Raw genomic sequence first — 20,338 nt, 5'->3', positions numbered from 1 at the left:
TTTTAAAACTGACGGAATTAATTCTTAATTCCTTACCTATTTCTTTTGTTCAGTTTTCAAAGAACTTGTTTGGCTTGTCTTTTTTCGAGACAGCTTTATCATCTTACCGAATCGAAGATATAAAGTCAAGCACTTTTTTAAAAGTTATATTATGGTGGGCCTAAATGGACTCGAACCATCGACCTCACGCTTATCAGGCGTGCGCTCTAACCAGCTGAGCTATAGGCCCGTAAAAATGGAGCGGGTGATGAGAATCGAACTCACGACCAGAGCTTGGAAGGCTCTTGTTTTACCACTAAACTACACCCGCATAAAGAATGGTCGGGAAGACAGGATTTGAACCTGCGACCCCCTGGTCCCAAACCAGGTGCTCTACCAAGCTGAGCCACTTCCCGACATATGGCGCGCCCTGAGAGATTCGAACTCCCGACCTTTTGATTCGTAGTCAAACACTCTATCCAGCTGAGCTAAGGGCGCCTATTCAATGCATTATATGTTATTTGTAAAAGTTGGTGCGGTCGAGAGGACTCGAACCTCCACGGGGATACCCCCACTAGCCCCTCAAGCTAGCGCGTCTGCCATTCCGCCACGACCGCGCGGCTAGATGCCAGCGCATGAGCACTGCAACTTATTTTATGAAATTAATATGGTGCGGGTGAAGGGACTCGAACCCCCACGTCAAAGACACTAGATCCTAAGTCTAGCGCGTCTGCCAATTCCGCCACACCCGCATATTAATTTAAAAATGGTGAGCCATGAAGGACTCGAACCTTCGACCCTCTGATTAAAAGTCAGATGCTCTACCGACTGAGCTAATGGCTCGCGCATAATATGTTCGTCGGAACCTGTCTCTTCCTCTAATAGAGAAGTAAGAACGTGTATCCGTCGAGACAACCGTAGTCAATCACGATGTATCGCTTGTGACTGAGCTAATGGCTCTTACTGTTAATAAGGTTTAGTGTTTGTATCTTAAACACTCATGTTAAAAATAAAAAATGGCTGGGCTAGCTGGATTCGAACCAACGCATGACGGAGTCAAAGTCCGTTGCCTTACCGCTTGGCTATAGCCCAACACCTTAGAAAAAATGGCGGACCCGACCGGGGTCGAACCGGCGATCTCCTGCGTGACAGGCAGGCATGTTAACCACTACACCACGAGTCCATCTATCTATAAGGTATACTTTATCATGTTATAAAGTGGTGACCCGTACGGGATTCGAACCCGTGTTACCGCCGTGAAAGGGCGGTGTCTTAACCGCTTGACCAACGGGCCACATGGCAGAGAAGAAGGGATTCGAACCCTCGCACCGCGTTAGCGATCTACTCCCTTAGCAGGGGAGCCCCTTGAGCCACTTGGGTACTTCTCTGTATGGCTCCACAGGTAGGACTCGAACCTACGACCGATCGGTTAACAGCCGATAGCTCTACCACTGAGCTACTGTGGAATGTCTTTTAAGGACAATTAATATCATAATTGTTTCAGCGTCAGATGTCAACCCGTTTTAGAGGTTTTTTTCTGAGCAATTATCGCTTTAGCTACCTTAACTGCCTTGTTAAGTAAGCTATGTAAAAGGCATGTCTAACAGCGACTTAATTAAATTACCACATACCTATAATCGAAGTCAACACCCTATTTTAAAGAAACCTGTTTTAATTTCCCTCGGCACTTTCCGCACACATACTTTTTTGTGTCAATTCTTCTCTTTCTTTTATAAGACTGCATACAGTCTCTGCAGATATAGTGATATTTATAACTCTCTGTTCTTCTTTTTTCAGGTATGGACTGGCAGAAGCGAGAGCCGCCTACTTTAGAAAGCCAATACTTAAAATCGTAATCACCGTGCTTATACCCTTTACCTTCAATGTGCATATGGTAATGCACAAGCTCATGTTTAATAACCCCGACTAATTCGTCCATTCCAAATGCCTCGTAAAGATGCGGGTTCATCTCTATATCATGAGACCTTAGAAGATATCGTCCTCCTGTTGTTCGCAGCCTTTTATTAAATCTTGCTCTGTGCCGAAAGGGTTTATTGAAGAACTGGAGAGAAATTTCTTCGGTAAGTTTTTGTAATTCTACGTCTGTCATGGTCAAGCTCCTTATATTTCAAGTTCACATCAACAAGCTTCTATACATAGACTAATACACAAATAACGGATTGGGAAGTTCAAGGAGGTTCTCTCTATGCCAACATGGTTTAAAAGACAGCTCCGTCGTGCTTATTATCAAAAAGATCGTTACCAAATCCGCTTACTTAATCAATGCTGGTTTTTTTATAACAAAAAGCACTCCTCCAGTGAAAAGTAATTTACTGGAGAAGTGCTTTATCTAGTTGTTGTTTCTACTTATTTTCTTATTTAGGAGCAATCATCGTTAACGCAATACGTTGTTTTGCTACATCTACAGAATCTACCCATACGGTTACGACTTGTCCTACACTTACTACATCCATCGGGTTCTTAATAAAACGATTTGTTAGCTTAGAGATGTGCACAAGTCCATCTTGTTTTACACCAATATCGACAAACGCTCCAAAATCAACAACGTTTCGAACGGTACCTTGCAGTTCCATCCCTTTTGATAAGTCTTCCATCTTCAGAACATCCGTTTTCAGCACTGGACCTGAAAAAGCATCACGAGGATCTCTTCCTGGTTTAGTTAGACCTTCAATGATATCTTTTAAAGTCGGTACACCGATATCCAATTTTTCAGATGTTGCTTCAAGCGATATAGAAATTAATTTTTCTGCCAGAGCTTCTGAACCAATATCTGCCGGAGTAAAACCAAGCTCCTTTAACAATGCTTTAGTCGCTGGATAGCTTTCTGGGTGTATGCCTGTTTGATCAAGCGGCTGATTCCCATCAACCACTCGTAAAAAGCCGATACACTGCTCATATGTTTTCGCACCGAGACGCGGAATTTTTTTAAGTTCTGTTCTGTTTTTGAACTTGCCGACTTCATTTCGTTTTAAGATAATGTTCTGTGCCACAGTTTTGGACAACCCTGAAACATATTGAAGCAGCGAAGAAGAAGCTGTATTTACGTTAACGCCTACTTGGTTAACCGCAGTCTCAACCACAAATGAAATTTCTTCCCCAAGCCTTTTTTGGGAAACATCATGCTGATACTGACCAACCCCAATAGATTTAGGGTCGATTTTCACCAGTTCAGCCAATGGATCTTGAAGTCTTCGTGCAATAGATACAGCGCTTCTTTCTTCAACTTGTAGGTCAGGAAATTCTTCACGCGCTACACTTGAAGCCGAATAAACACTCGCACCCGCTTCGTTTACGATGACATAAGCCACTGACTTATCTAAGTCTTTTAGCGTTTCAGCAATAAATTGTTCTGTTTCACGCGATGCGGTGCCATTTCCAATCGCAGCAATTTCAATATCGTATTGCTCGATTAACTTTTTTACAACCGCAGCAGATTTTTCAACTTCTGACCGTGGCGGTGTAGGATAGATGGTTTGAATGTGCAGCACTTTTCCCGTTTCGTCCACAACACCTAGCTTGCATCCTGTTCGGTAAGCTGGGTCAACGCCAAGAACTACTTTTCCTTTAAGGGGAGCTTGTAGCAAAAGGCTTCTTACGTTTTCAGAGAAAATATGAATGGCGCGTTCTTCCGCTTGTTCAGTAAGTGCTGTTCTAATTTCACGTTCAATCGAAGGAGAAATCAATCGTTTATATGCGTCTTCCATCGCTTCACGGATAAAAACGGCAGACGGTGAACCCGAACGTTTGATTGTTTTTCTTTCCATCTTAGAAAGAATCAATTCTGATGGAGTTACGATACTTACTCTCAAAATATTTTCTTTCTCGCCTCGGTTTACCGCCAAAACACGATGTGGAACAATTTTACGGATCGGTTCTTGGTATTCGTAGTACATTTCAAATACTTTTTTCTCATCATTTTCGGTATTCTTGCCTTCCGTTTTGATTTCACCTTTTGAAAATGTATCTTCTCGGATCCATTTTCTCATATCCGCGTCATCAGACAGCATTTCAGCAATAATATCTTTTGCACCTGTTAAAGCATCCTCAGCTGAAAGCACTTCTTTTTCTTCGTTTATGTATGCTGCAGCTTTTGATATTGGGTCATCATTGTTTTGTTCCAGCAACCAATGCGCCAGTGGCTCAAGTCCTTTTTCTTTGGCTATCGTTGCTTTCGTTCTTCTTTTTTGTTTATAAGGGCGATAGATATCTTCTAGATCCTGAAGCTTCTGAGCTTTCGAAATAGCCGCTGATAGTTCTTCTGTAAGTTTTCCTTGTTCATCGATAAGACGAATGATTTCTTCTTTTCGAGTCGCTAAGTTTTGCAAATACGTCCATCGATCCATAATGTCTTTGATCTGTACTTCATCTAAACCGCCTGTTAATTCTTTTCGGTAACGTGCGATGAATGGAACTGTATTTCCTTCTTCTAAAAGTGCAATAACCTGATTAATTTGTTTGCCTTTTACATTTAATTCTTGTTCCATTGTTCTCAATGCTTGTTCACTAATAGGTTGTCCCAATAAGAACACTCCTTTTTCAATCAATTAGTACTATTATAAACCAATGATGTTGTGCCGTAAAAAAAGGAAAACCTGTTTTCAGATTCATTGTTGCTTTTGAAAGTAGTTGATTTCCGTTTCAGGTGCTCCCTTTCCGCGGGGCAGGCGGTGAGCCACATTTGTACGTTTCACTCTTAAGTGTCTCACCTGTCCAGTTGCAGTGGCTAGCCCCTCGAGGTCAAAAGCTAAATGGCTCAGAAGGCAAAGTGCACCTTCCAATCCATTCATCTTTTGCTTGTCGGGGCTGAACGAGCCACTTCCACTTTTCGGACTGCCCGCCTGTCCCGCAGGAGTCTCGCACCTTCCACTACAACCAACTGTTCAATGAAGACAATAAAAAAATTAAAAAGCAACAATCCTTTAGGAAACAACCTTTTGAAAAGAACCATGAGAAAAAAACAAAAAACACCATCCTAAAGCTAAATAAGGATGATGTTTCGCTAACTTATATTTACTTGGCCTACGATACATGTAGCATCGTCGTTGATATCCTGAGGAAGTCCACTTATAAAAATAACGGACTCTTTTGGAGAGACCATTTTTGTTAACAGTGAACGGCTTTGGGTATGGATATCCATGCCATCAGAATAAAGCATCAATGTTAACTCTTTTTCAAACTTGAAATCTTGTACTTTAAATCGTTCAGGCTTACCTACAAGAAAACCCGCTTTAGTTAAAGGGTGTATCGCTCTTTGTCTTTCAGCAGAGATCATAAAACGGATGTTACCTACACCTGAATAGGTAGCTGTTTGATTTTTATAATCGACTTTAACAATTGCAATTACAGCACCACGAGTATGTCTTAACCCCTCATTGCAAAGATGCATCAACTGTTCCACTGATTCATGATGATGCTGATCAATAACGTCAGTAGCAGCTCCTGAAGCCTCTTTCGCCAATTTGCCGCTTCCTAAACCATCTGCAACAGCACAAATCAAATAATCTTCCGTTTCTTTCACGTAAAAACTATCTCCGCAAAGATCATTTCCCTTTTTAGGTTTCTGATAAGAGGAAACTGATGATTTGCTAAACTGGTAGTGCTCAATCATTTAAGCGCCTCCGAAGGTGAAACTCTCAACGCTTCTTTCAATTTTTCTAACGCTCTTCTTTGCAGGCGGGAAACATGCATCTGTGAGATATCTAGACGTTCTCCTGTTTCCTTTTGGCTCAAGTTTTCAAAATACGTACATTGAAGGATTTCACGTTCCCGTTCAGAAAGAACAGCAAATGCCTTCTCCAAAAGCAGCCTTTTATCAATTTGATCAAATCCATCATCGTTGGATCCGACTAAATCAAGAAGTGTAACCGTGCTTCCCTCTTGATCCGCTTCAATTGAACTGTCCACAGACAATGCTTGATAACTTTTGCCCATTTCCATCGTCTCTAGAACTTCTTCTTCTGAAACTTCTAGAAACTCAGCGATTTCAAAAATTTTAGGTGATCTTTGCAAGCTAGTCGTGAGTTCTTCAACGGCTTTCTTAATTCTTGGACCCAATTCTTTAATACGGCGCGGTACATGCACACTCCATGTTTTATCACGAATAAAACGTTTAATTTCCCCAACAATCGTTGGAACCGCAAAGGATTCAAATGATCTGCCAAACGTTTTGTCGTATCTTCTAAAAGCTGCAAGCAAACCAATCATACCGACTTGAACCAAATCGTCATGGATGCTTTTACCTTTAGAAAACTTCCGTGCAAGAGAATGCACTAAGTCTTGGTACTGCAATACAAGATTTGTTTGAATTTCTTCATTTTTAGGATCCTGTTGCAGTTCATCAATCCATGCATAAACTTGTTCTTTACTGTGAAGGCGCTGGTGAGATTCTGTCGACATGTTCCTCCACCTCATCTCTGTGAAGATACTTTGTCATCATTACAACGACACCGGCTTCACTGCTTATTTCTACCTTGTCCATAAGTGTATCTATCAGGAAGAGGCCTAAACCTCCCTCATGCAGTTGATCAACTGATTTACCATCTACAGGGCCAAGATCTTTTGAGATAGATTCAACGTCGAAACTTTGTCCTTGATCGACAACCGTAATTTCCATGCGGTCATCATGTATATTGCAGCCAATACGAACTTGGCCTTGTTCTCCTTCAGTGTAAGCATGATTTACAACATTGGTTACCGCTTCTGAAACGGCAATTTTAATATCTTCTATTTCATCAAACGCAAAGCCCATGCGGTTTGCCAGACCAGAAATCGTCAATCTGACTACTCCCACATAATCCGGCTTTGCCGGAACGTTCATTTCAATATAGTCGGACGCTGTTCTCATAGCGCCTCCCCCTTTACTCCGCTTTCGATATCCATTACCTCTGTTAAGCCAGTAATTTCAAAGATACGTTTCACGCGTTCTGTCATGCCTCTAAGCTTTAAAGAACTGTTGTTGGCTTTGGAAGACTTTAAAGCTCCTACAAAAATACCTAACCCTGTGCTGTCCATATACTCGATACCAGAAAGGTCTACAATAATGATGTTCCCTTCTGTTTCGGTTAGAGGAAGCATAACTTCTTTTAGTTTTGGAGCTGTATAAGCATCTACTTCCCCTGTCAGTTGTAATTCAAATGTTTCATTTATTTGGTCTTGATTGATTTGTAAGTTCATTGTTTTCCCCCCAAGCTTTGTATGGAACCATAAGGTACCTTTACCCTAATCAAATCCTGTTTAAACCAGTCTTTTTAAAATAATTAAAGTAAAATCATCTCTGAGCTCGAATCCTTGAAGACGATCCAACTCCTGAAATACATTTTCAACGATCTTTTGAGAGGATAGATCCATATATTTACGAATAAGAGAAACAATTTCATCTCTTTCAATAAAGCCTTTGCTCGTCCTGCACTCTGTCACTCCATCTGAGAGCAAGACAACCATATCTCCGACTTCTATCTTCTTTTCATACGGATGGTAGGTTGTTGAGCGCGAGACGCCGAGAACAAGGCCTTTAGCAATAAGATCGTTAAATTTATCTTCTTTTGCGTTATAGATGAAGCCTGGTTCATGACCAGCACCGGCATAGTAAAACTTATGACTTTCCGGTTCATATACCCCATGGAACATCGTAATGAACATGTTGCTATTCACATTTTGTTCAACAACACGGTTTAAATTTTCCAACAGGAGATGGGGTTTCATCTGTTCTTCAGGCAAGCTGTCCATGGCGTATTTAATCATGGACATACATAGTGCAGCGGGTATGCCTTTGCCAATGATGTCAGCTACAGCGACACTAAGGCTGTTACCGCTTTTTACGAAATTGTAGTAATCACCATTCATTTTTTTAGCAGGAACGCTGACAACACCAATGTCCAACTCTCCAAAGTCGGGTACATCGCTAAGCAGCAATGTTTGCTGCATGCTTGCGGCAACTTCAATTTCAGATTCCAACTGTTGCTGTTTATCCCGCAAACTTTGATGTTCTCGGTAGGCAAAGCCATATCCAATCATGGATTCAAGCAGAAAGTCAAAAGAATCTCTCATCTCTTCCGACATATCCGGGAAAAGCTCGTCCATTACTTGAATGTGCAAGCTCACTAAATCTTCAGGCGAAATCTGCTGCTCCAGTAGTTTTCTGCTAAATTGCTGACCTTTATAGAGTGTCGTCTCAGTTTTTGCTTTTAGATAGACTGATAATAAATCTTGGTAACGTTCAATTAGTGCGTCCTTTGCAGTCAAGAGCTCTCCTCCTAACGAAGCCATTTAGTAGCGGAAATCTCCGTTCCCACATCAACTGTGGATTCAATAGAGAATTCATCCATTAAACGCTTCACACCCGGCAATCCAGCTCCTAATCCGCCGGAAGTCGTATAACCATCTTCCATCACTTTTCGGATTTCTCGGATGCCAGGACCATTATCTAAGGCTACGATTCGCAGTCCTTTTTTTCCTAACTGATTAATCGGTTCAATGCAAATCTTTCCTCGACCTGCATATAAATAAATATTTCGTGCGAGTTCGGAAATCGCTGTTGTTATTCTGGCTTGATCAACATTTCCGAAACCAAGCTCCTTAGCCATGTTTCTTCCAAGTTGACGGGCACTTACGATGTCCCACTCATTGCGTACTTCCACACAGGATTGGATGTCCATAGTCATCCCTCCAGTTCCAGACGCAATTTATCAAGCCCCTGTTCTAAGTCAAGTGCTGTCGAAACTTCCCTCATTGAAATTCCAAGGTCAATTAAAGTGATAGCAACTGCGGGCTGTATTCCTGTCAATACAACTTGAGCTCCCATTAACTTTGACATCCTCACCACATCTCCAAGAACTTTTGCAATAAAAGAGTCGATCATGTCTACTGATGTTAAGTCAATAACAACTCCCTTTGCCCCTGTATCATGAATTTTGTTAAGCAAATCCTCTTGAAATTGAAGGGCTGTTTGATCGTCCATTTCAACTTGAATGGTGATCAATAAATACTCGTGCAATTTTAAAATAGGAATCCTCATTTTTTTCCCCTCACTCCCTATTTATTGCTGATTAATTGCTGATTTGTGATCTCCAATGCATTTTCCATTCCTTTTTGAAGAGTGCTCTTCGTTGGGAATAGACTTAAGTCGATACCCAAACTTACAATGGTCTGTGCAATTTCAGGACGTATTCCTACCAGGATACATGTTGAACCTAATAAGCGCACAGCATCTGCAGCTTGAATAATGTGATGGGCCACCATCGTATCTACGACTGGTACCCCTGTTATATCAATCAGCACAACTTCTGAACGATATTTAATCACTCCGTTTAAAAGATTTTCCATGATCAGCTTTGCGCGTTCCGTATCGATCGATCCGATAAGAGGCATAACACTGATGTTTTTGAAAACCGGGATAAGCGGAGCGGAAAGTTCTAATAGTGCTGTCTTTTGAATTGAAACAGTTCTTTCCCAAATCTGAGAAGAATTTTCTACCACTTGGTTAAGAATAGGATCTAACCATCTGTCGATTTCTCTATAAACGGACGCAAGCTTCTCCTTATCCATTTCTGTTTTTACTAAGAAATTGACGATAACACGGCGTGCCGCTTGAAGTCCTTGTGTTATATAGCTTAAAGGTAAGCCTGTATGAAGCACTTGATCAAAAAATTCATCAAGTGTGCCATCTTTGGATATATCGTGATAATTAATGTGTTTAATTAACATATTAAAAAACTGCTGATCAGTCTCATCACTAAATTTAAGTGTGGTCCCAGCTAGTTCTTTTTCTTTGAAGAGATTGACCTCTTTTATCCAATTATTTTTTAGGGTCTCTTGATTCTCATTGACCATCTGTACAATCAAGTTGTCCAATTTTCCTTGCACCCCCACTACATTTAGTATCAAATTCTATTATTTCATTTCTGAATATATTGTGCAATGTTTACTCTTTTTCTAACTTTGGATATATAACCCAAGATCCAAAATGTTAAACATGTATTTTTTTCCAGCTTTATTTTAGCTGTTTTGCTTCATTGCTTTTGTAGGTAATTGATTTCCGTTACAGTTGCTCGCTTTCCGCGGGGTAGGCGGTGATCCACATTCGGTCACGTCAGATAAGAAAATCACAAAATATACCAAAAGAACTAACCTTATAAATGAAAGCCTATTCTATGTTCCAAAGTTCTTTTTATGATAAACAGCAGATAAAATAAAAAACCGCCAGACATCGTGTCAGCAGTTTCCTAATTTGTAGATATGAAATTAAAAATCAACCAGACCTGTGCTGATCTGCAATGCGTCGTCTACCCTGCGCATCATATCTTCATCCAGTTGTGTGATTTTATCTGTTAATCTTTGCTTGTCAATCGTTCTGATCTGTTCAAGCAAAATAACTGAATCCCGTTCAAAGCCGTATTTTTTAGAATCTATTTCAACATGTGTTGGTAGTTTTGCTTTCTGAATTTGGGCTGTGATTGCAGCAACTATTACAGTAGGGCTAAAACGGTTCCCGATATCGTTCTGGATAATCAGTACAGGGCGAATTCCGCCTTGTTCTGAACCAACTACCGGTGAAAGATCTGCAAAGTAAACGTCTCCGCGTTTGACTATCAAGGACTACACCCCGCTAACTAAGCGGTCCAAGGTATGATCGGCTTCCTCCTCTAACATAAATGCTTCTGAGGCAATCGTTAGATTGATCTTAGCCATTTCCATGTAACCTTGTCTCATCTCATCACGAAACTGACGCTTATTCTTCCGCTCACGAAGAAACATCTCAGTAGCTTGATGGATAAATTCGCTGCGGTCCAAATTTTCTTTTTTAATGACACGATCAACCTCACTTAATAATTTCTGAGGAAGACTAATCACTATTCGTTTTGTGTTCAATTCGGACACAACATACACCTCCAGCGCAAAGCTATACTACGATCAAATTCCTTTTAACCACATATAATCTTATCACTTCAATATTCCATTTGCAAAGCGATTTCAATGTATTTATTCTACAAATTTTTTAATAGTCCTTCTAATATTCTGCTAAAAATTTAGAATAACATTCATATTTTCTGAAATTCGACCATTTTTAACATAAACTCTCGGCACTCGAGCAGAAATGAGACATGGAATTTCATAATTTATGGTTTTCGCAATCCCCGCTATCTCATCCATCTCTATTCTCTTATCTTTTTGACCGCCTATTAATGTAGCAACTTCACCAACACTCATTTTCTCTGGAAGTCTCACTATGCACTGATCCATACAAATTCGGCCGATTATCGGCATACGCTCCCCATTAATCAATACAAATGCTCCTGGTGAAAGTCTTCTTTGCCATCCGTCAGCATAACCGATCGGAAGGGTGCCTACCCACTCTTCCCCTTTAGCTGTATAAGTAGCTCCATAACTTACAGTATCTCCAGGCATCAGTTTTTTAACATGAATGAGCTGTGAATGAAGGCTAAACGCTTCTTCTAATGAAAAAGGCAAGTCTTTCTTTAACTCTCCAGAAGGCGCTAAGCCATACATGCTGATCCCAAGACGAACGAGATTAAAAGGGCCTTCTACTTTTCGTAAAGCTGCAGCGCTATTTGCACTATGAATGAGAGACGGCTTGATTCCCCACTCTTGAAGCAAGTTTATATATTTAATGAACTTCTTTCTCTGTTTCTCAAAAAGAGCAGATTCCCACTCATCTGCAGTAGCAAAATGCGTAAAAACGCCTTCAAGATGAAACAAGGCAGATTGATTCATATACTGAGTAATGGCATAAAGCTCATTTTCGTCATTTACACCTACACGCCCCATACCCGTGTCAATCTTGAGATGAATGTTCAAAGGCTGGTAGCTTGTATCCATTAAATACGTTTCGGCTTCAACCAGCCAATCTTTCTGAAAGACTGTTATACTGATCTCATTTTCTGCCGCAAGATTAACATATTCGGGACGTACCCGGTTCATAACTAAAATCGGTGCAGTTATACCTTGTTTTCTTAAAGCTAACGCTTCATCAAGCAACGCTACAGCGAGCCATTCTGCTCCTGACTCTAGTGCTTCTCTCGCGATCTGATAAGCGCCATGTCCGTATCCATTCGCTTTAACAACAGCCATTATTTTTTTGTCAGGGAGATGCTTCTTAAATGATTTTATATTCTGGCTGATCTTATCCAAATCTATTTCAGCCCATGTATCTCGATAAAAATGATGTTTATCCATATGATTGCCTCCCTGTTAATTCTTGATTGCTGCCTTCTATTTTACCCTCTATGACCGTTTTATGTAAGTAGCTGCTTCAATCCAGAAATTCATGTACAGAATCCAAAAGTTTGGACATATATCCACGAGTCTACAATCCTCGACAATTTTCTCACTAGCTGATGACTTCACATACCCATCATGACTAAGCAAAACAGGCTAGCGTTTTCGCCAGCCTGTTCTTGATATACTATTTTAATGTAGAAATTATTTAACGGCCTCTCCATAAACAGAACGTGCAATGGCCATTAGCTCTTCTTGACCTAAATTATTGGAAGCAAGGAAGTAATCAACACCATTATAATTCCAGGTGATCGACTGATCTGTCATCGCTCCTACTGTAAATCCTAAATCAACGGGTTCACCGTTTGACATCGTTAATCGCGATGCCGTTTCAACAGCCGTATTTTTCTGCTGCATTAGTGTAAATGATTTATTTTCTTCTGCATCTGCATAGTTTAATACTACTTTAGAATCCTCTTCGCCTTGAACAACTTCTCGCTCGTTCACGATGTTTAAGTTAGCTGTGTAAACCGGATACAGCACTTCAAATTCTTCTCCACCACCAGAAAAAGTAGGGACCTCAAACTGAGCGCTCGACATATTCGATTCCATATCAAACGAGTTTTTATCAAACTTAGCGTTAAATTGAACTTTAGAGAAATCCAGTCTTACTAGCTCTTTTTGGTCTTGGTCCATAATGCGTACCTGTGTTGGATCTAGATCTTTGTTAAGTGTAATTTCTTGCTGATACAGGTTTTTGTTTTGATAATTTGTTTTTGTATGGAAAACATAGCTTTTCTCTTTCGATTTAAAACCTCTGTCCGTATCGTTTAGGATGTCTGAAATAAGTGATTGGAACAAATACACTTGGCTATTATTTTCTGGCCAGTCGCTTTGGAATCGGAAGCTTTTATTTAGAGCTGGTGTTAGCACGAATACTCCGTCTTTGTTGCGCAGAATCATCTGACTTTGATCCTTTTCAGCATTTTTCAAGCTAACTCGGTAAAAATCCGGCTTCTTATGCCAAATCTCTAGATCGTACGTTAGCGGCTTTTCACCTGTGCTTAACGTCATCTTGGCTTCAGCTTTGTAGCCTGTCATGGACTCCATTCTCTCTTCCAATGAATCCAGAACATCACTCTGGCTTTGTTCACCACACGCTGACAGAACCAGTAAGATCATGAACGCCGTCAAAATCATTGACAGTGTTTTCTTCATTTTTTGCCATCCCCTTTGTCCCAAAGTAATTTCGACATTGAAGGGGGACTAACTCTGCATCTTGCAAAGGACTACCCCTTCTACCGCATTACAATATATGAGACAACCCTGGACAATATGCAGACTAGCTTGACGAGCTTTCTAAAATCACTTGCGCCACTGCATGTTCCTTCGTATGAGAAATGGATAAGTGGCATAAATAAGGATAAGGGGATGTCAAGAAAGGTTTTCCTTTTTCATCGGACTTAATCTCCATGTCATGCCATGAAAGTTCTGCACCGATACCTACTCCAAGGGCTTTTGCCATCGCTTCTTTTGCTGCAAACCTCCCGGCCAAGTATTCAAATCTTCTGTTTCCACTTAAAGATTGAAATCGTTTATGTTCAAAAGGTGTTAATACACGCTCCGGAAAACGGGGCTGATGAGAAACTACCCGCTTTATTCTCGTTAATTCAATCATATCGATGCCTGTTCCAATGATCATTGTAAACTACTCCTCTGCAGCTATATCTTTCGCCCTAATTCCTTGCACATGGTAAACTGAGAGTTAAGACGAACCGGTATGTAAACTTCCTATAAAAAGGGTGATAATTTTACATGTTTATAAGAGATGAAAGCTTTCAAACCTTTACAAGGCGCTATCCAGTTGTAACTTTCTTAATCGCCGCCCATATTATTGTGTTTCTACTTATTAATTTTACCCCTTTTAGCACCTCTTTGTATCATTTTATGGTCGGGTCAAATTATTACATCTATGCCGGTGAGTACTGGCGCTTATTTACACCGATCATTACGCATGAAGCTGCTGGTCATTTGATATTTAATTCGTTTTCTCTTGTTTTGTTCGGCCCTGCCCTTGAAGGGATTTTAGGCAAAGTACGGTTTATTATCGGGTACGTAGGGGCTGGATTGATCGCAAACATCGCGACGCTTTTGCTTCTGCCGCTTTCATATGCTCATATCGGTGCATCAGGGGCCATCTTCGGCTTGTTCGGCATTTATGTATATATGCTTTATAACCATCGGCAGTATATTGACCGAGCGAATACGCAAATTCTTTTAGTTGTTCTTGGAATCAGCTTAGTTACTACATTTTTAAACGCACGGATAAATGTAATGGGGCATATCTTTGGCTTGATCGGCGGAGCCGCACTCGCACCCATCATTTTAGCCTCACTTCATCGAAAGAGTAAGAGATGGTAGATTTTATGCTCATGCAAAAAAGCACCTCGCAGCGCCGAGGTGCTTTTCCTATTTTTCAAATTGAAGATGTTCAATCAGTACTTCTTTTAACGAAGTTTCAAAATATACTGGCCAATCCACTTCCAACGAATTCAGCTGCCTAGCGTGTTTAGGCTTAACACCTATTATCTTAACGGGTTTTCCATTCATATAATGAAGCATCCGAAACAGCTCGCTTAATTTCTGGACGCCGCTCTCATCCATTTCACCAGTCGCTGATAAGTCAAAAAAGATTTCTTCAAACTGACCTTCATAAGCTGCTTTAAGAGCACTCCCTGTAACAGTTAGCATCTTACTCTCAGATATGTCTCCGAATAACGGAACAAATGCCATCTTTTCAGAAATCGGGATAAATGGACCTGATAACTCGTCAAGCCGTTTCATCGCCTCTTCTAACGCTTCTTTTTTCTCAAAAAGTTCAAAGTCGGTGGACGATAGCCTCAGTCTTAGTTCGAGGAGCTTTTCCTCGAGTCCTTGAACATGTTTGCCTGTTGGTATAAACACAACATGTGCCATTTCTTCTTCCCATGAAATGAAAACATCACATAGAAGAAAAGGCTGATCTTTAGTCCTGATATTAGCTTCAAATGTTTTCTCACCACTAAAAGGCATCATATACTTCATTAATTTGTTATGACTTTCTTCATCAAAACAATCACGAATCGTTTCTACCTGTATACCTAACAGGTCTTCGGCTCTTGATGATTTGATAAGAATAACGCCATCTTTATTCAATTTTACGTAAGGTACTGGCAATACACAGCTCATCTTTAGGCGTTGATCCTCTCTTCTATATACTCATCCAGCCATTTTTCTGCCTGTTGGAGGTTTTTAATGATGATTCCTTGATTGTTCACATATGGATCTAAGTCATACTTTTCGGTAAGCCTTCCACCTACTAAGATGACTGGCTTATTAGGAAGAGCAGATAATGTTCGAACATAGTTTTTAAGCACTGGGAGATTGTATACAATTGAAACAGAGAGTCCAATCACCTCTGGTTTCATTTCCAGAGCGGATTTTAGTGCATATTCTAAAGGCAAGCTCGCTCCGTAATATTTTGTTTCCCAACCCTTTTCTTCAAAGATGCTATTTATCATTTTTAAACCAAGATAATGCTGCTCACCTTGCAAACACAGAAACATCGCTCTTTTCTCACGCTTTGTTTCTTCCACCGAAACTTGAAAGAGCCTGGAGAGAACAAAGTCACAAACCCCAGTTGCTAAATGTTCATCCGCAACAGAAATCTCATTATTTTCCCAGAGGTCTCCAATCATGTACATCGCCGGAGTAAATAGGTCTTTAAACAAAACCATTCGATTTTGATCTGGCTGCTGTCTAATGAAATGTAATGCCTCAGCATGATTACCTTCTAAAAACAGCCGCGCCAGTTTTTCCGCTTCTGAAATAGCCATGGTTGGAACCTCTCCTTTGTCTAATGCGCTGCTGATTGTTCACTCAGAACATGCTTTGCTTGACTTAAACATTCAATATAAGTATCAAAACGCCTAACTTCTAGTGGTTGATTTTGCAGTTCATCTCGCAAAACCTCTATTATAAAGTCGAAATTATCCATTAGAAGTTCTGCACTCATCCCGAACTTTTGCAAAATACCATTCAACCACACAGCGTAATCGGTAAAGAAAATACTGTTGTTCAACTCGAATGCCGTTTCTAGATGTTTGAAGTGGTGATGATTATCTTCAATACATTTTGCTCTCCCTTTATCACCATATCGGTCAATAAGGGTAGGATCTTTTTCGTAAATTTTCTCAGTTACTCGTTCTACCATAACATTTATGTTAATTTCCGTCATTTGGCGACCACCTTATATTGTTTTACAGTTGGTACGACTGCCGCCAATTCCTTGTCTGGATATTTTTTTTCTAGGTCATGGATCTTCTTGAACTCTTCACTTCTTACCCATTTTAAATAATCTTCCTTTGTAGTAAAAATGAGCTGCACGGTAAGCTCACCCGCTCTTTTGTCATTTTGCAATAATAAAAAATCTACAAAACCATCTGCCTTGTCCACAGATCTAGAGCGGTTTTTATAGATTTGTATCACTTCTTCTGCTTTATCGTTTGGAACATCAAATGTTGAAAAAACGGTGTACATGCAACATCACCTCTTAGATGTATTTTAACAATATCAATTGTTTATCTCCTAAAAGATTCAATAATGATTTCTTTTTTCCTGCTGGTAATTCTGCTAAGCAACAACTTTCAATTGAACCAACCATACTACAGGAAGAAACAATAGAAGTCGAGCTTCTAAAAAAACACCGGTAGGAAATACCAGTGCTTTTAGTACAAATCAAACATATTCACTTCATGTTTTGTCTGTTTTAAATATGTAAACAGCTGTGCTCTGTGATGAAAAGCATGCGTTGTAATTTCAACAAGCCACTTGGCTTGTGTTACGCCTTTTTCTGCATAAAACGCTTTTGTTTCTTTTCTGAGAAAGTCTTCTTCAGAGAGTGATAAAAAGTACGATTTTACTAAATGGTATCCTTCCTCTAGAACGTGTGTCAGTTCGGCTATGTTTCCAGCAGATAACTTTTTTTCCAACAGGCGAACTTCTTCTTCCGTTCTCTCTTGTAAAATCGCTAAATCTATATGCGGGATTTGAACCAAGTGGTTTGCAAGTTCTAAGAAAGAGCGCATATTCTCAGCTGGACGAAAGTCATACACAGAAGGATTTGCCTTTACTAATAAACTTTTCGTCGTTCGTACAACAACATATAATTCTTCCAATAAAGTCTCTGTTAAAGAAACGGTTGCATTCATTTCTTTTTCCTCCTGCAAAGTATAATCTTTTCACCTACTAAGTTCTTCAGCTTATCTGCTTTTTCCTTCGAGGAATCCTGCAGAAATTCTTTTTGTAAGTTAAGTGTGCCTCGAGCACAAAAGTTACTAAAAATAAATAAACCGCCTAATGACGGTTTATTTCACATAACTGCGAGCGACATGTCGCATTTTTCTATTTTTGTGTTTTTGGCTGCGCATGCGTAAGATCACAAGAAAAGCGAGTAACAGAAGTAATCCAGAATATAAGAAAATACTCGTATTCACAATCTTATGCATAAAGGATGAATCTACTTCCTCAACCGTTTTTTCCTTAGCCTTTTCAGCTGCCGATGCTTTTTTCTTTTCTTTAAAAAGCGTGTGAGTAAGCAGCAAATTGCCGCTTGAGTCCTTTAGCTGCAATTCACCATCTGCCGTAACGTTCTGAATTGGTTTTTCTCCCTTAGGCAAAGTAACGGTTAAGTCTTCTTTAAGCTCATATGCTTGTCCATTTTCAGCTTCTATCATCGTCCCTGCCGAGATGGTTTGTCTTTCAAAGTTTGCAAATCCGTAATCGCCGATCGCCATTGTATCCCAATAAGCAGCACGACTTGTTGGAGCTTTTAGCGTAACAATAATCACATCTAAATGATCACGGGAAACTGCTGTAACAAGAGTATGCTTCGATTCATCAACGTATCCGTTTTTCACACCTATTGTTCCTGGATAGTCCCACAATAATTGGTGATGGTTTCGTAAAGTCGTGTCCCAGCCTTCACCTACCCAAGGCAATTCTTTTGTAGACACGATTTCACGGAAGTCCTCATTTTTCATCGCATACTGTGTGATTTTCGCCATATCTTCAGCTGTCGTATAATGTTCTACATCAAACAGACCATTTGGATTAACAAAATGGGTGTTATCTGCTCCTACCTTTTTTGCAAACTCGTTCATTTGGTCTGCAAACGAAGCCACATCACCCGCTACATATTCGGCAATGGCAATGGCTGCATCATTTCCTGAATTGATCAGCAACCCTTGCACAAGTTTCTTTAATGGCACGTGTTCTCCTTCAAGTAGATAGACACGCGTTCCATCAGCTTTGACTGCTTCACTGCTAACGATAACGGACTCGTCTAATTTGCCTGATTCTATAGCCAGAATGCCTGTAACGATTTTTGTAATACTCGCTGGATACATTTGTTCTGAGCTATTTTTTTGATATAAAATATCTCCCGTTTTTGCATCAATCATTACGGCGCTTTCGCTCTTTATTTCTGGTGTGTTCTCACCTGTTGCTTCCACAAATTGGGTCTGCATAAGCATAATAAGTGTAAGAACAAGAAAAAGGCTCAGTTTTTTCATTTCTTTCCGCTCCCGTTAGTCATTTAATCTTCATAACTCTTCGCATGATTTATCTTTTCTTTTATGGTTGAAATCAAAATGAAATACAGTAATTTTTGCCATAAAAAAACAGGCGTTTTTATCAATTTATACCGTTCGACAAAATTCGCCTGTTTCCTTTTAATTATCGTACGTTTCCACGTTTTCTTTAGTCAAAATGCTTCTTATTTTTCTTTCCTCTTAATAAATCTCCTGTCCAGCCTTTCATACGTAACCACAGGTAAATAGCTAATGTTGATGCAATAATTAGAATCATGGCATACAGATATCCGAATTTCCATTCAAGTTCTGGCATGTTCTTAAAGTTCATTCCCCATATTGCACCAATCGCCATTGCCGGGGTGAATATCACGGTAAATACCGTCAGTGTTTTCATGATCTCATTACCGCGATGTGAGGAAAGAACCTCTTCTAAATTTAATAAGGTGTCAATGTCTTGTCTGTAATGAGATAAAAGAGTTGTCGTACGATCAATTCTTGTTTCAATTCTCTTATACGCCTTCGTTTCCGTGATTTCATCGAGAAATGCTTCTTTAATGGCCATCTGTGTTTCATGAACAGGTAGTGTTAAATCACTCCAGTTAATCAGTTCAATACGGCGATCATAAATACTGTTCAATAGAGTAGTATGGTTATTCTGCTGCACATCTCTCTGAAGTTCTTTCAGTTTAAACTCTAATTTGTCTATTCCGTCCAGGAAGTAATTAATTAACTCACCTAATAGAATGATAAACCCTTCTACAGGCGTCTTTTCTTCTACAATTAAGTGCTCACATGGTTCTCTGTACTCACCCTCTATTCGAGAAAGATCCAGCCCTACCGTGATGAGGGATTGTTGTCTTATATAAAAATGAAAAATTTCGAAGTCTGATTGATTTTCAGGATCTTGTTTGTATGTTAAAGAACCTCTAACAATGGGATCGCCGTTACTTTCTCTTTCAATGCGCAAATAATTTACTTTTTCTTCTTGGATATTTGTTAACCAATTCTTACAGCCTTTGTTATTAGATATTAGTTGTTGAATGGTATCATTATGGGAATCATGACGGTACCATTTCCAACCATAAACACTGGTCTGTTCCATTTTTTGATCCATCCTTTATTTTGTATTGTATTTATATGACGGTATAGTTCTTTGCGCCTTTCTGCCTTAACCATTTCAGTGACGTCTGTATCATTTCGGGATGGTTTTGGTAATTGGCCTCTTTCGTATATATCCAAATCGAGCCTGTTTTTTCCGTTGTCATTATCTTTAGTAAGCCTATCGCAGCTAATTCATGCTCATCTTTTAAAATTACGACAGCCGTGTCATCACGATCTTTTATATAGGAAGAAAGATATTTTTGATAATCGGGAGCATCATTACACCAATTCAGTAAACGATTAAGATCCTCTTTTGTAGCGAAAACTGCTTCCACTGTACTTCCCTCCAAATAGATTTCCCGTTTAGTGAC

The 20,338-nt window shown here is 39.8% G+C and carries 25 protein-coding genes and 12 tRNA genes; 2 read left to right on the top strand and 35 right to left on the bottom strand.

Annotation, left to right across the window (positions count from 1 at the left end; genetic code table 11):
* Positions 1–152: 152 nt before the first annotated feature.
* From AWM68_RS07650 to AWM68_RS07590, 13 genes are all read right to left on the bottom strand, one after another.
* Positions 153–229: transfer RNA gene (locus tag AWM68_RS07650), tRNA-Ile, on the bottom strand.
* Between the two features lie 7 nt (positions 230–236).
* Positions 237–310: transfer RNA gene (locus tag AWM68_RS07645), tRNA-Gly, on the bottom strand.
* A gap of 8 nt (positions 311–318) precedes the next feature.
* A tRNA-Pro gene (locus AWM68_RS07640) sits at positions 319–395 on the bottom strand.
* Between the two features lie 5 nt (positions 396–400).
* A tRNA-Arg gene (locus tag AWM68_RS07635) sits at positions 401–477 on the bottom strand.
* Positions 478–510: 33 nt separating this feature from the next.
* Positions 511–596: transfer RNA gene (locus tag AWM68_RS07630), tRNA-Leu, on the bottom strand.
* Between the two features lie 51 nt (positions 597–647).
* Positions 648–731 (bottom strand) — tRNA-Leu (locus AWM68_RS07625).
* A 15-nt stretch (positions 732–746) separates the two neighbouring features.
* Positions 747–822: transfer RNA gene (locus AWM68_RS07620), tRNA-Lys, on the bottom strand.
* 174 nt (positions 823–996) lie between these two features.
* A tRNA-Gln gene (locus AWM68_RS07615) sits at positions 997–1,071 on the bottom strand.
* 15 nt (positions 1,072–1,086) lie between these two features.
* Positions 1,087–1,162 (bottom strand) — tRNA-Asp (locus AWM68_RS07610).
* Between the two features lie 36 nt (positions 1,163–1,198).
* Positions 1,199–1,273, bottom strand: a tRNA-Glu gene (locus AWM68_RS07605).
* A gap of 3 nt (positions 1,274–1,276) precedes the next feature.
* Positions 1,277–1,367: transfer RNA gene (locus AWM68_RS07600), tRNA-Ser, on the bottom strand.
* 3 nt (positions 1,368–1,370) lie between these two features.
* A tRNA-Asn gene (locus AWM68_RS07595) sits at positions 1,371–1,445 on the bottom strand.
* Positions 1,446–1,630: 185 nt separating this feature from the next.
* On the bottom strand, positions 1,631–2,089 hold the full coding sequence (locus AWM68_RS07590; protein ID WP_066239478.1) for a SprT family protein: 459 nt from the start codon (positions 2,087–2,089) through the stop codon (positions 1,631–1,633).
* Between the two features lie 96 nt (positions 2,090–2,185).
* Between AWM68_RS07590 and cmpA the strand changes: the two genes are divergently transcribed.
* A complete protein-coding gene (cmpA, locus tag AWM68_RS21330; protein ID WP_156488339.1) occupies positions 2,186–2,308 on the top strand; it encodes a cortex morphogenetic protein CmpA in 123 nt (40 codons plus the stop codon).
* A gap of 46 nt (positions 2,309–2,354) precedes the next feature.
* Here cmpA and AWM68_RS07585 read toward each other — a convergent pair whose 3' ends face one another.
* The 14 genes from AWM68_RS07585 to acpS all read right to left on the bottom strand — a co-directional run bounded on the left by AWM68_RS07585 (position 2,355) and on the right by acpS (position 13,936).
* Positions 2,355–4,484 carry a Tex family protein gene (locus tag AWM68_RS07585; RefSeq protein WP_066239491.1) on the bottom strand — a complete coding sequence of 710 codons (2,130 nt, stop codon included), beginning with the start codon at positions 4,482–4,484 and terminating at the stop codon, positions 2,355–2,357.
* A gap of 515 nt (positions 4,485–4,999) precedes the next feature.
* Entirely contained in the window at positions 5,000–5,608 is a 609-nt protein-coding gene (locus tag AWM68_RS07575; RefSeq protein ID WP_066239473.1) for a PP2C family serine/threonine-protein phosphatase, read from the bottom strand.
* Positions 5,605–6,396, bottom strand: coding sequence for an RNA polymerase sigma factor SigB (gene sigB / locus AWM68_RS07570; RefSeq protein ID WP_066239470.1), 792 nt, complete (start codon positions 6,394–6,396; stop codon positions 5,605–5,607). Before sigB ends, AWM68_RS07575 begins: the two co-directional genes overlap by 4 nt.
* The gene (gene rsbW, locus AWM68_RS07565; protein WP_066239467.1) at positions 6,362–6,844 is read right to left on the bottom strand and encodes an anti-sigma B factor RsbW; all 483 of its coding nucleotides are present in this window, start codon (positions 6,842–6,844) and stop codon (positions 6,362–6,364) included. The genes sigB and rsbW overlap by 35 nt, the downstream gene beginning before the upstream one ends.
* Entirely contained in the window at positions 6,841–7,173 is a 333-nt protein-coding gene (locus AWM68_RS07560) for an STAS domain-containing protein (protein WP_066239464.1), read from the bottom strand. Before AWM68_RS07560 ends, rsbW begins: the two co-directional genes overlap by 4 nt.
* A gap of 60 nt (positions 7,174–7,233) precedes the next feature.
* Positions 7,234–8,241, bottom strand: coding sequence for a PP2C family protein-serine/threonine phosphatase (locus AWM68_RS07555; protein ID WP_156488338.1), 1,008 nt, complete (start codon positions 8,239–8,241; stop codon positions 7,234–7,236).
* Positions 8,242–8,252: 11 nt separating this feature from the next.
* A complete protein-coding gene (locus tag AWM68_RS07550) occupies positions 8,253–8,654 on the bottom strand; it encodes an anti-sigma regulatory factor (RefSeq protein ID WP_066239458.1) in 402 nt (133 codons plus the stop codon).
* Between the two features lie 2 nt (positions 8,655–8,656).
* On the bottom strand, positions 8,657–9,013 hold the full coding sequence (locus AWM68_RS07545) for an STAS domain-containing protein (protein WP_066239455.1): 357 nt from the start codon (positions 9,011–9,013) through the stop codon (positions 8,657–8,659).
* 17 nt (positions 9,014–9,030) lie between these two features.
* Complete coding sequence (locus tag AWM68_RS21980; protein ID WP_269446783.1) at positions 9,031–9,849, bottom strand: STAS domain-containing protein; 819 nt, start codon at positions 9,847–9,849, stop codon at positions 9,031–9,033.
* Between the two features lie 390 nt (positions 9,850–10,239).
* Positions 10,240–10,590 carry a type II toxin-antitoxin system PemK/MazF family toxin gene (locus tag AWM68_RS07535; protein ID WP_066239453.1) on the bottom strand — a complete coding sequence of 117 codons (351 nt, stop codon included), beginning with the start codon at positions 10,588–10,590 and terminating at the stop codon, positions 10,240–10,242.
* Between the two features lie 3 nt (positions 10,591–10,593).
* Positions 10,594–10,875, bottom strand: a complete 282-nt coding sequence (locus AWM68_RS07530; RefSeq protein ID WP_066239448.1) for a CopG family ribbon-helix-helix protein — start codon at positions 10,873–10,875, stop codon at positions 10,594–10,596.
* Between the two features lie 141 nt (positions 10,876–11,016).
* Positions 11,017–12,192, bottom strand: a complete 1,176-nt coding sequence (gene alr, locus AWM68_RS07525; RefSeq protein WP_066239445.1) for an alanine racemase — start codon at positions 12,190–12,192, stop codon at positions 11,017–11,019.
* 246 nt (positions 12,193–12,438) lie between these two features.
* Positions 12,439–13,452, bottom strand: a complete 1,014-nt coding sequence (locus AWM68_RS07520) for a LolA family protein (RefSeq protein WP_066239442.1) — start codon at positions 13,450–13,452, stop codon at positions 12,439–12,441.
* Between the two features lie 124 nt (positions 13,453–13,576).
* Complete coding sequence (gene acpS / locus AWM68_RS07515) at positions 13,577–13,936, bottom strand: holo-ACP synthase (RefSeq protein ID WP_066239439.1); 360 nt, start codon at positions 13,934–13,936, stop codon at positions 13,577–13,579.
* Positions 13,937–14,049: 113 nt separating this feature from the next.
* On the opposite strand from acpS, the gene AWM68_RS07510 reads away from it, so the two are divergent.
* A complete protein-coding gene (locus tag AWM68_RS07510) occupies positions 14,050–14,655 on the top strand; it encodes a rhomboid family intramembrane serine protease (RefSeq protein ID WP_066239436.1) in 606 nt (201 codons plus the stop codon).
* Between the two features lie 48 nt (positions 14,656–14,703).
* Here AWM68_RS07510 and AWM68_RS07505 read toward each other — a convergent pair whose 3' ends face one another.
* The 8 genes from AWM68_RS07505 to AWM68_RS07470 form a co-directional block, all read right to left on the bottom strand.
* Complete coding sequence (locus AWM68_RS07505; protein ID WP_066239432.1) at positions 14,704–15,462, bottom strand: hypothetical protein; 759 nt, start codon at positions 15,460–15,462, stop codon at positions 14,704–14,706.
* 2 nt (positions 15,463–15,464) lie between these two features.
* Entirely contained in the window at positions 15,465–16,109 is a 645-nt protein-coding gene (locus tag AWM68_RS07500; protein WP_156488336.1) for a cobalamin B12-binding domain-containing protein, read from the bottom strand.
* Between the two features lie 20 nt (positions 16,110–16,129).
* The gene (locus AWM68_RS07495; protein ID WP_231868392.1) at positions 16,130–16,510 is read right to left on the bottom strand and encodes a hypothetical protein; all 381 of its coding nucleotides are present in this window, start codon (positions 16,508–16,510) and stop codon (positions 16,130–16,132) included.
* Complete coding sequence (locus AWM68_RS07490) at positions 16,507–16,812, bottom strand: antibiotic biosynthesis monooxygenase family protein (RefSeq protein ID WP_066239429.1); 306 nt, start codon at positions 16,810–16,812, stop codon at positions 16,507–16,509. The genes AWM68_RS07495 and AWM68_RS07490 overlap by 4 nt, the downstream gene beginning before the upstream one ends.
* Positions 16,813–17,000: 188 nt before the next feature.
* Positions 17,001–17,483, bottom strand: a complete 483-nt coding sequence (locus tag AWM68_RS07485; protein WP_066239422.1) for a DinB family protein — start codon at positions 17,481–17,483, stop codon at positions 17,001–17,003.
* Positions 17,484–17,639: 156 nt separating this feature from the next.
* The gene (locus AWM68_RS07480; RefSeq protein WP_066239419.1) at positions 17,640–18,845 is read right to left on the bottom strand and encodes a D-alanyl-D-alanine carboxypeptidase family protein; all 1,206 of its coding nucleotides are present in this window, start codon (positions 18,843–18,845) and stop codon (positions 17,640–17,642) included.
* Between the two features lie 187 nt (positions 18,846–19,032).
* Positions 19,033–19,968 carry a magnesium transporter CorA family protein gene (locus AWM68_RS07475; RefSeq protein ID WP_066239416.1) on the bottom strand — a complete coding sequence of 312 codons (936 nt, stop codon included), beginning with the start codon at positions 19,966–19,968 and terminating at the stop codon, positions 19,033–19,035.
* 31 nt (positions 19,969–19,999) lie between these two features.
* Positions 20,000–20,302, bottom strand: coding sequence for a hypothetical protein (locus AWM68_RS07470; RefSeq protein WP_066239413.1), 303 nt, complete (start codon positions 20,300–20,302; stop codon positions 20,000–20,002).
* Positions 20,303–20,338 lie beyond the last annotated feature (36 nt).

It is taken from the genome of Fictibacillus phosphorivorans (assembly GCF_001619875.1).
Taxonomy (GTDB): Bacteria; Bacillota; Bacilli; order Bacillales; family Fictibacillaceae; genus Fictibacillus; species Fictibacillus phosphorivorans_B.
This window is presented reverse-complemented; position numbering and strand designations above follow the sequence as displayed.

Coding starts and splice junctions, on each gene's coding strand:
- AWM68_RS07590 (WP_066239478.1), bottom strand. CDS start 2,089: ATGACAGACGTAGAATTACAAAAACTTACCGAAGAAATTTCTCTCCAG.
- cmpA (WP_156488339.1), top strand. CDS start 2,186: ATGCCAACATGGTTTAAAAGACAGCTCCGTCGTGCTTATTATCAAAAA.
- AWM68_RS07585 (WP_066239491.1), bottom strand. CDS start 4,484: ATGGAACAAGAATTAAATGTAAAAGGCAAACAAATTAATCAGGTTATT.
- AWM68_RS07575 (WP_066239473.1), bottom strand. CDS start 5,608: ATGATTGAGCACTACCAGTTTAGCAAATCATCAGTTTCCTCTTATCAG.
- sigB (WP_066239470.1), bottom strand. CDS start 6,396: ATGTCGACAGAATCTCACCAGCGCCTTCACAGTAAAGAACAAGTTTAT.
- rsbW (WP_066239467.1), bottom strand. CDS start 6,844: ATGAGAACAGCGTCCGACTATATTGAAATGAACGTTCCGGCAAAGCCG.
- AWM68_RS07560 (WP_066239464.1), bottom strand. CDS start 7,173: ATGAACTTACAAATCAATCAAGACCAAATAAATGAAACATTTGAATTA.
- AWM68_RS07550 (WP_066239458.1), bottom strand. CDS start 8,654: ATGGACATCCAATCCTGTGTGGAAGTACGCAATGAGTGGGACATCGTA.
- AWM68_RS07545 (WP_066239455.1), bottom strand. CDS start 9,013: ATGAGGATTCCTATTTTAAAATTGCACGAGTATTTATTGATCACCATT.
- alr (WP_066239445.1), bottom strand. CDS start 12,192: ATGGATAAACATCATTTTTATCGAGATACATGGGCTGAAATAGATTTG.
- AWM68_RS07520 (WP_066239442.1), bottom strand. CDS start 13,452: ATGAAGAAAACACTGTCAATGATTTTGACGGCGTTCATGATCTTACTG.
- acpS (WP_066239439.1), bottom strand. CDS start 13,936: ATGATCATTGGAACAGGCATCGATATGATTGAATTAACGAGAATAAAG.
- AWM68_RS07510 (WP_066239436.1), top strand. CDS start 14,050: ATGTTTATAAGAGATGAAAGCTTTCAAACCTTTACAAGGCGCTATCCA.
- AWM68_RS07505 (WP_066239432.1), bottom strand. CDS start 15,462: ATGAGCTGTGTATTGCCAGTACCTTACGTAAAATTGAATAAAGATGGC.
- AWM68_RS07500 (WP_156488336.1), bottom strand. CDS start 16,109: ATGGCTATTTCAGAAGCGGAAAAACTGGCGCGGCTGTTTTTAGAAGGT.
- AWM68_RS07495 (WP_231868392.1), bottom strand. CDS start 16,510: ATGACGGAAATTAACATAAATGTTATGGTAGAACGAGTAACTGAGAAA.
- AWM68_RS07490 (WP_066239429.1), bottom strand. CDS start 16,812: ATGTACACCGTTTTTTCAACATTTGATGTTCCAAACGATAAAGCAGAA.
- AWM68_RS07485 (WP_066239422.1), bottom strand. CDS start 17,483: ATGAATGCAACCGTTTCTTTAACAGAGACTTTATTGGAAGAATTATAT.
- AWM68_RS07480 (WP_066239419.1), bottom strand. CDS start 18,845: ATGAAAAAACTGAGCCTTTTTCTTGTTCTTACACTTATTATGCTTATG.
- AWM68_RS07475 (WP_066239416.1), bottom strand. CDS start 19,968: ATGGAACAGACCAGTGTTTATGGTTGGAAATGGTACCGTCATGATTCC.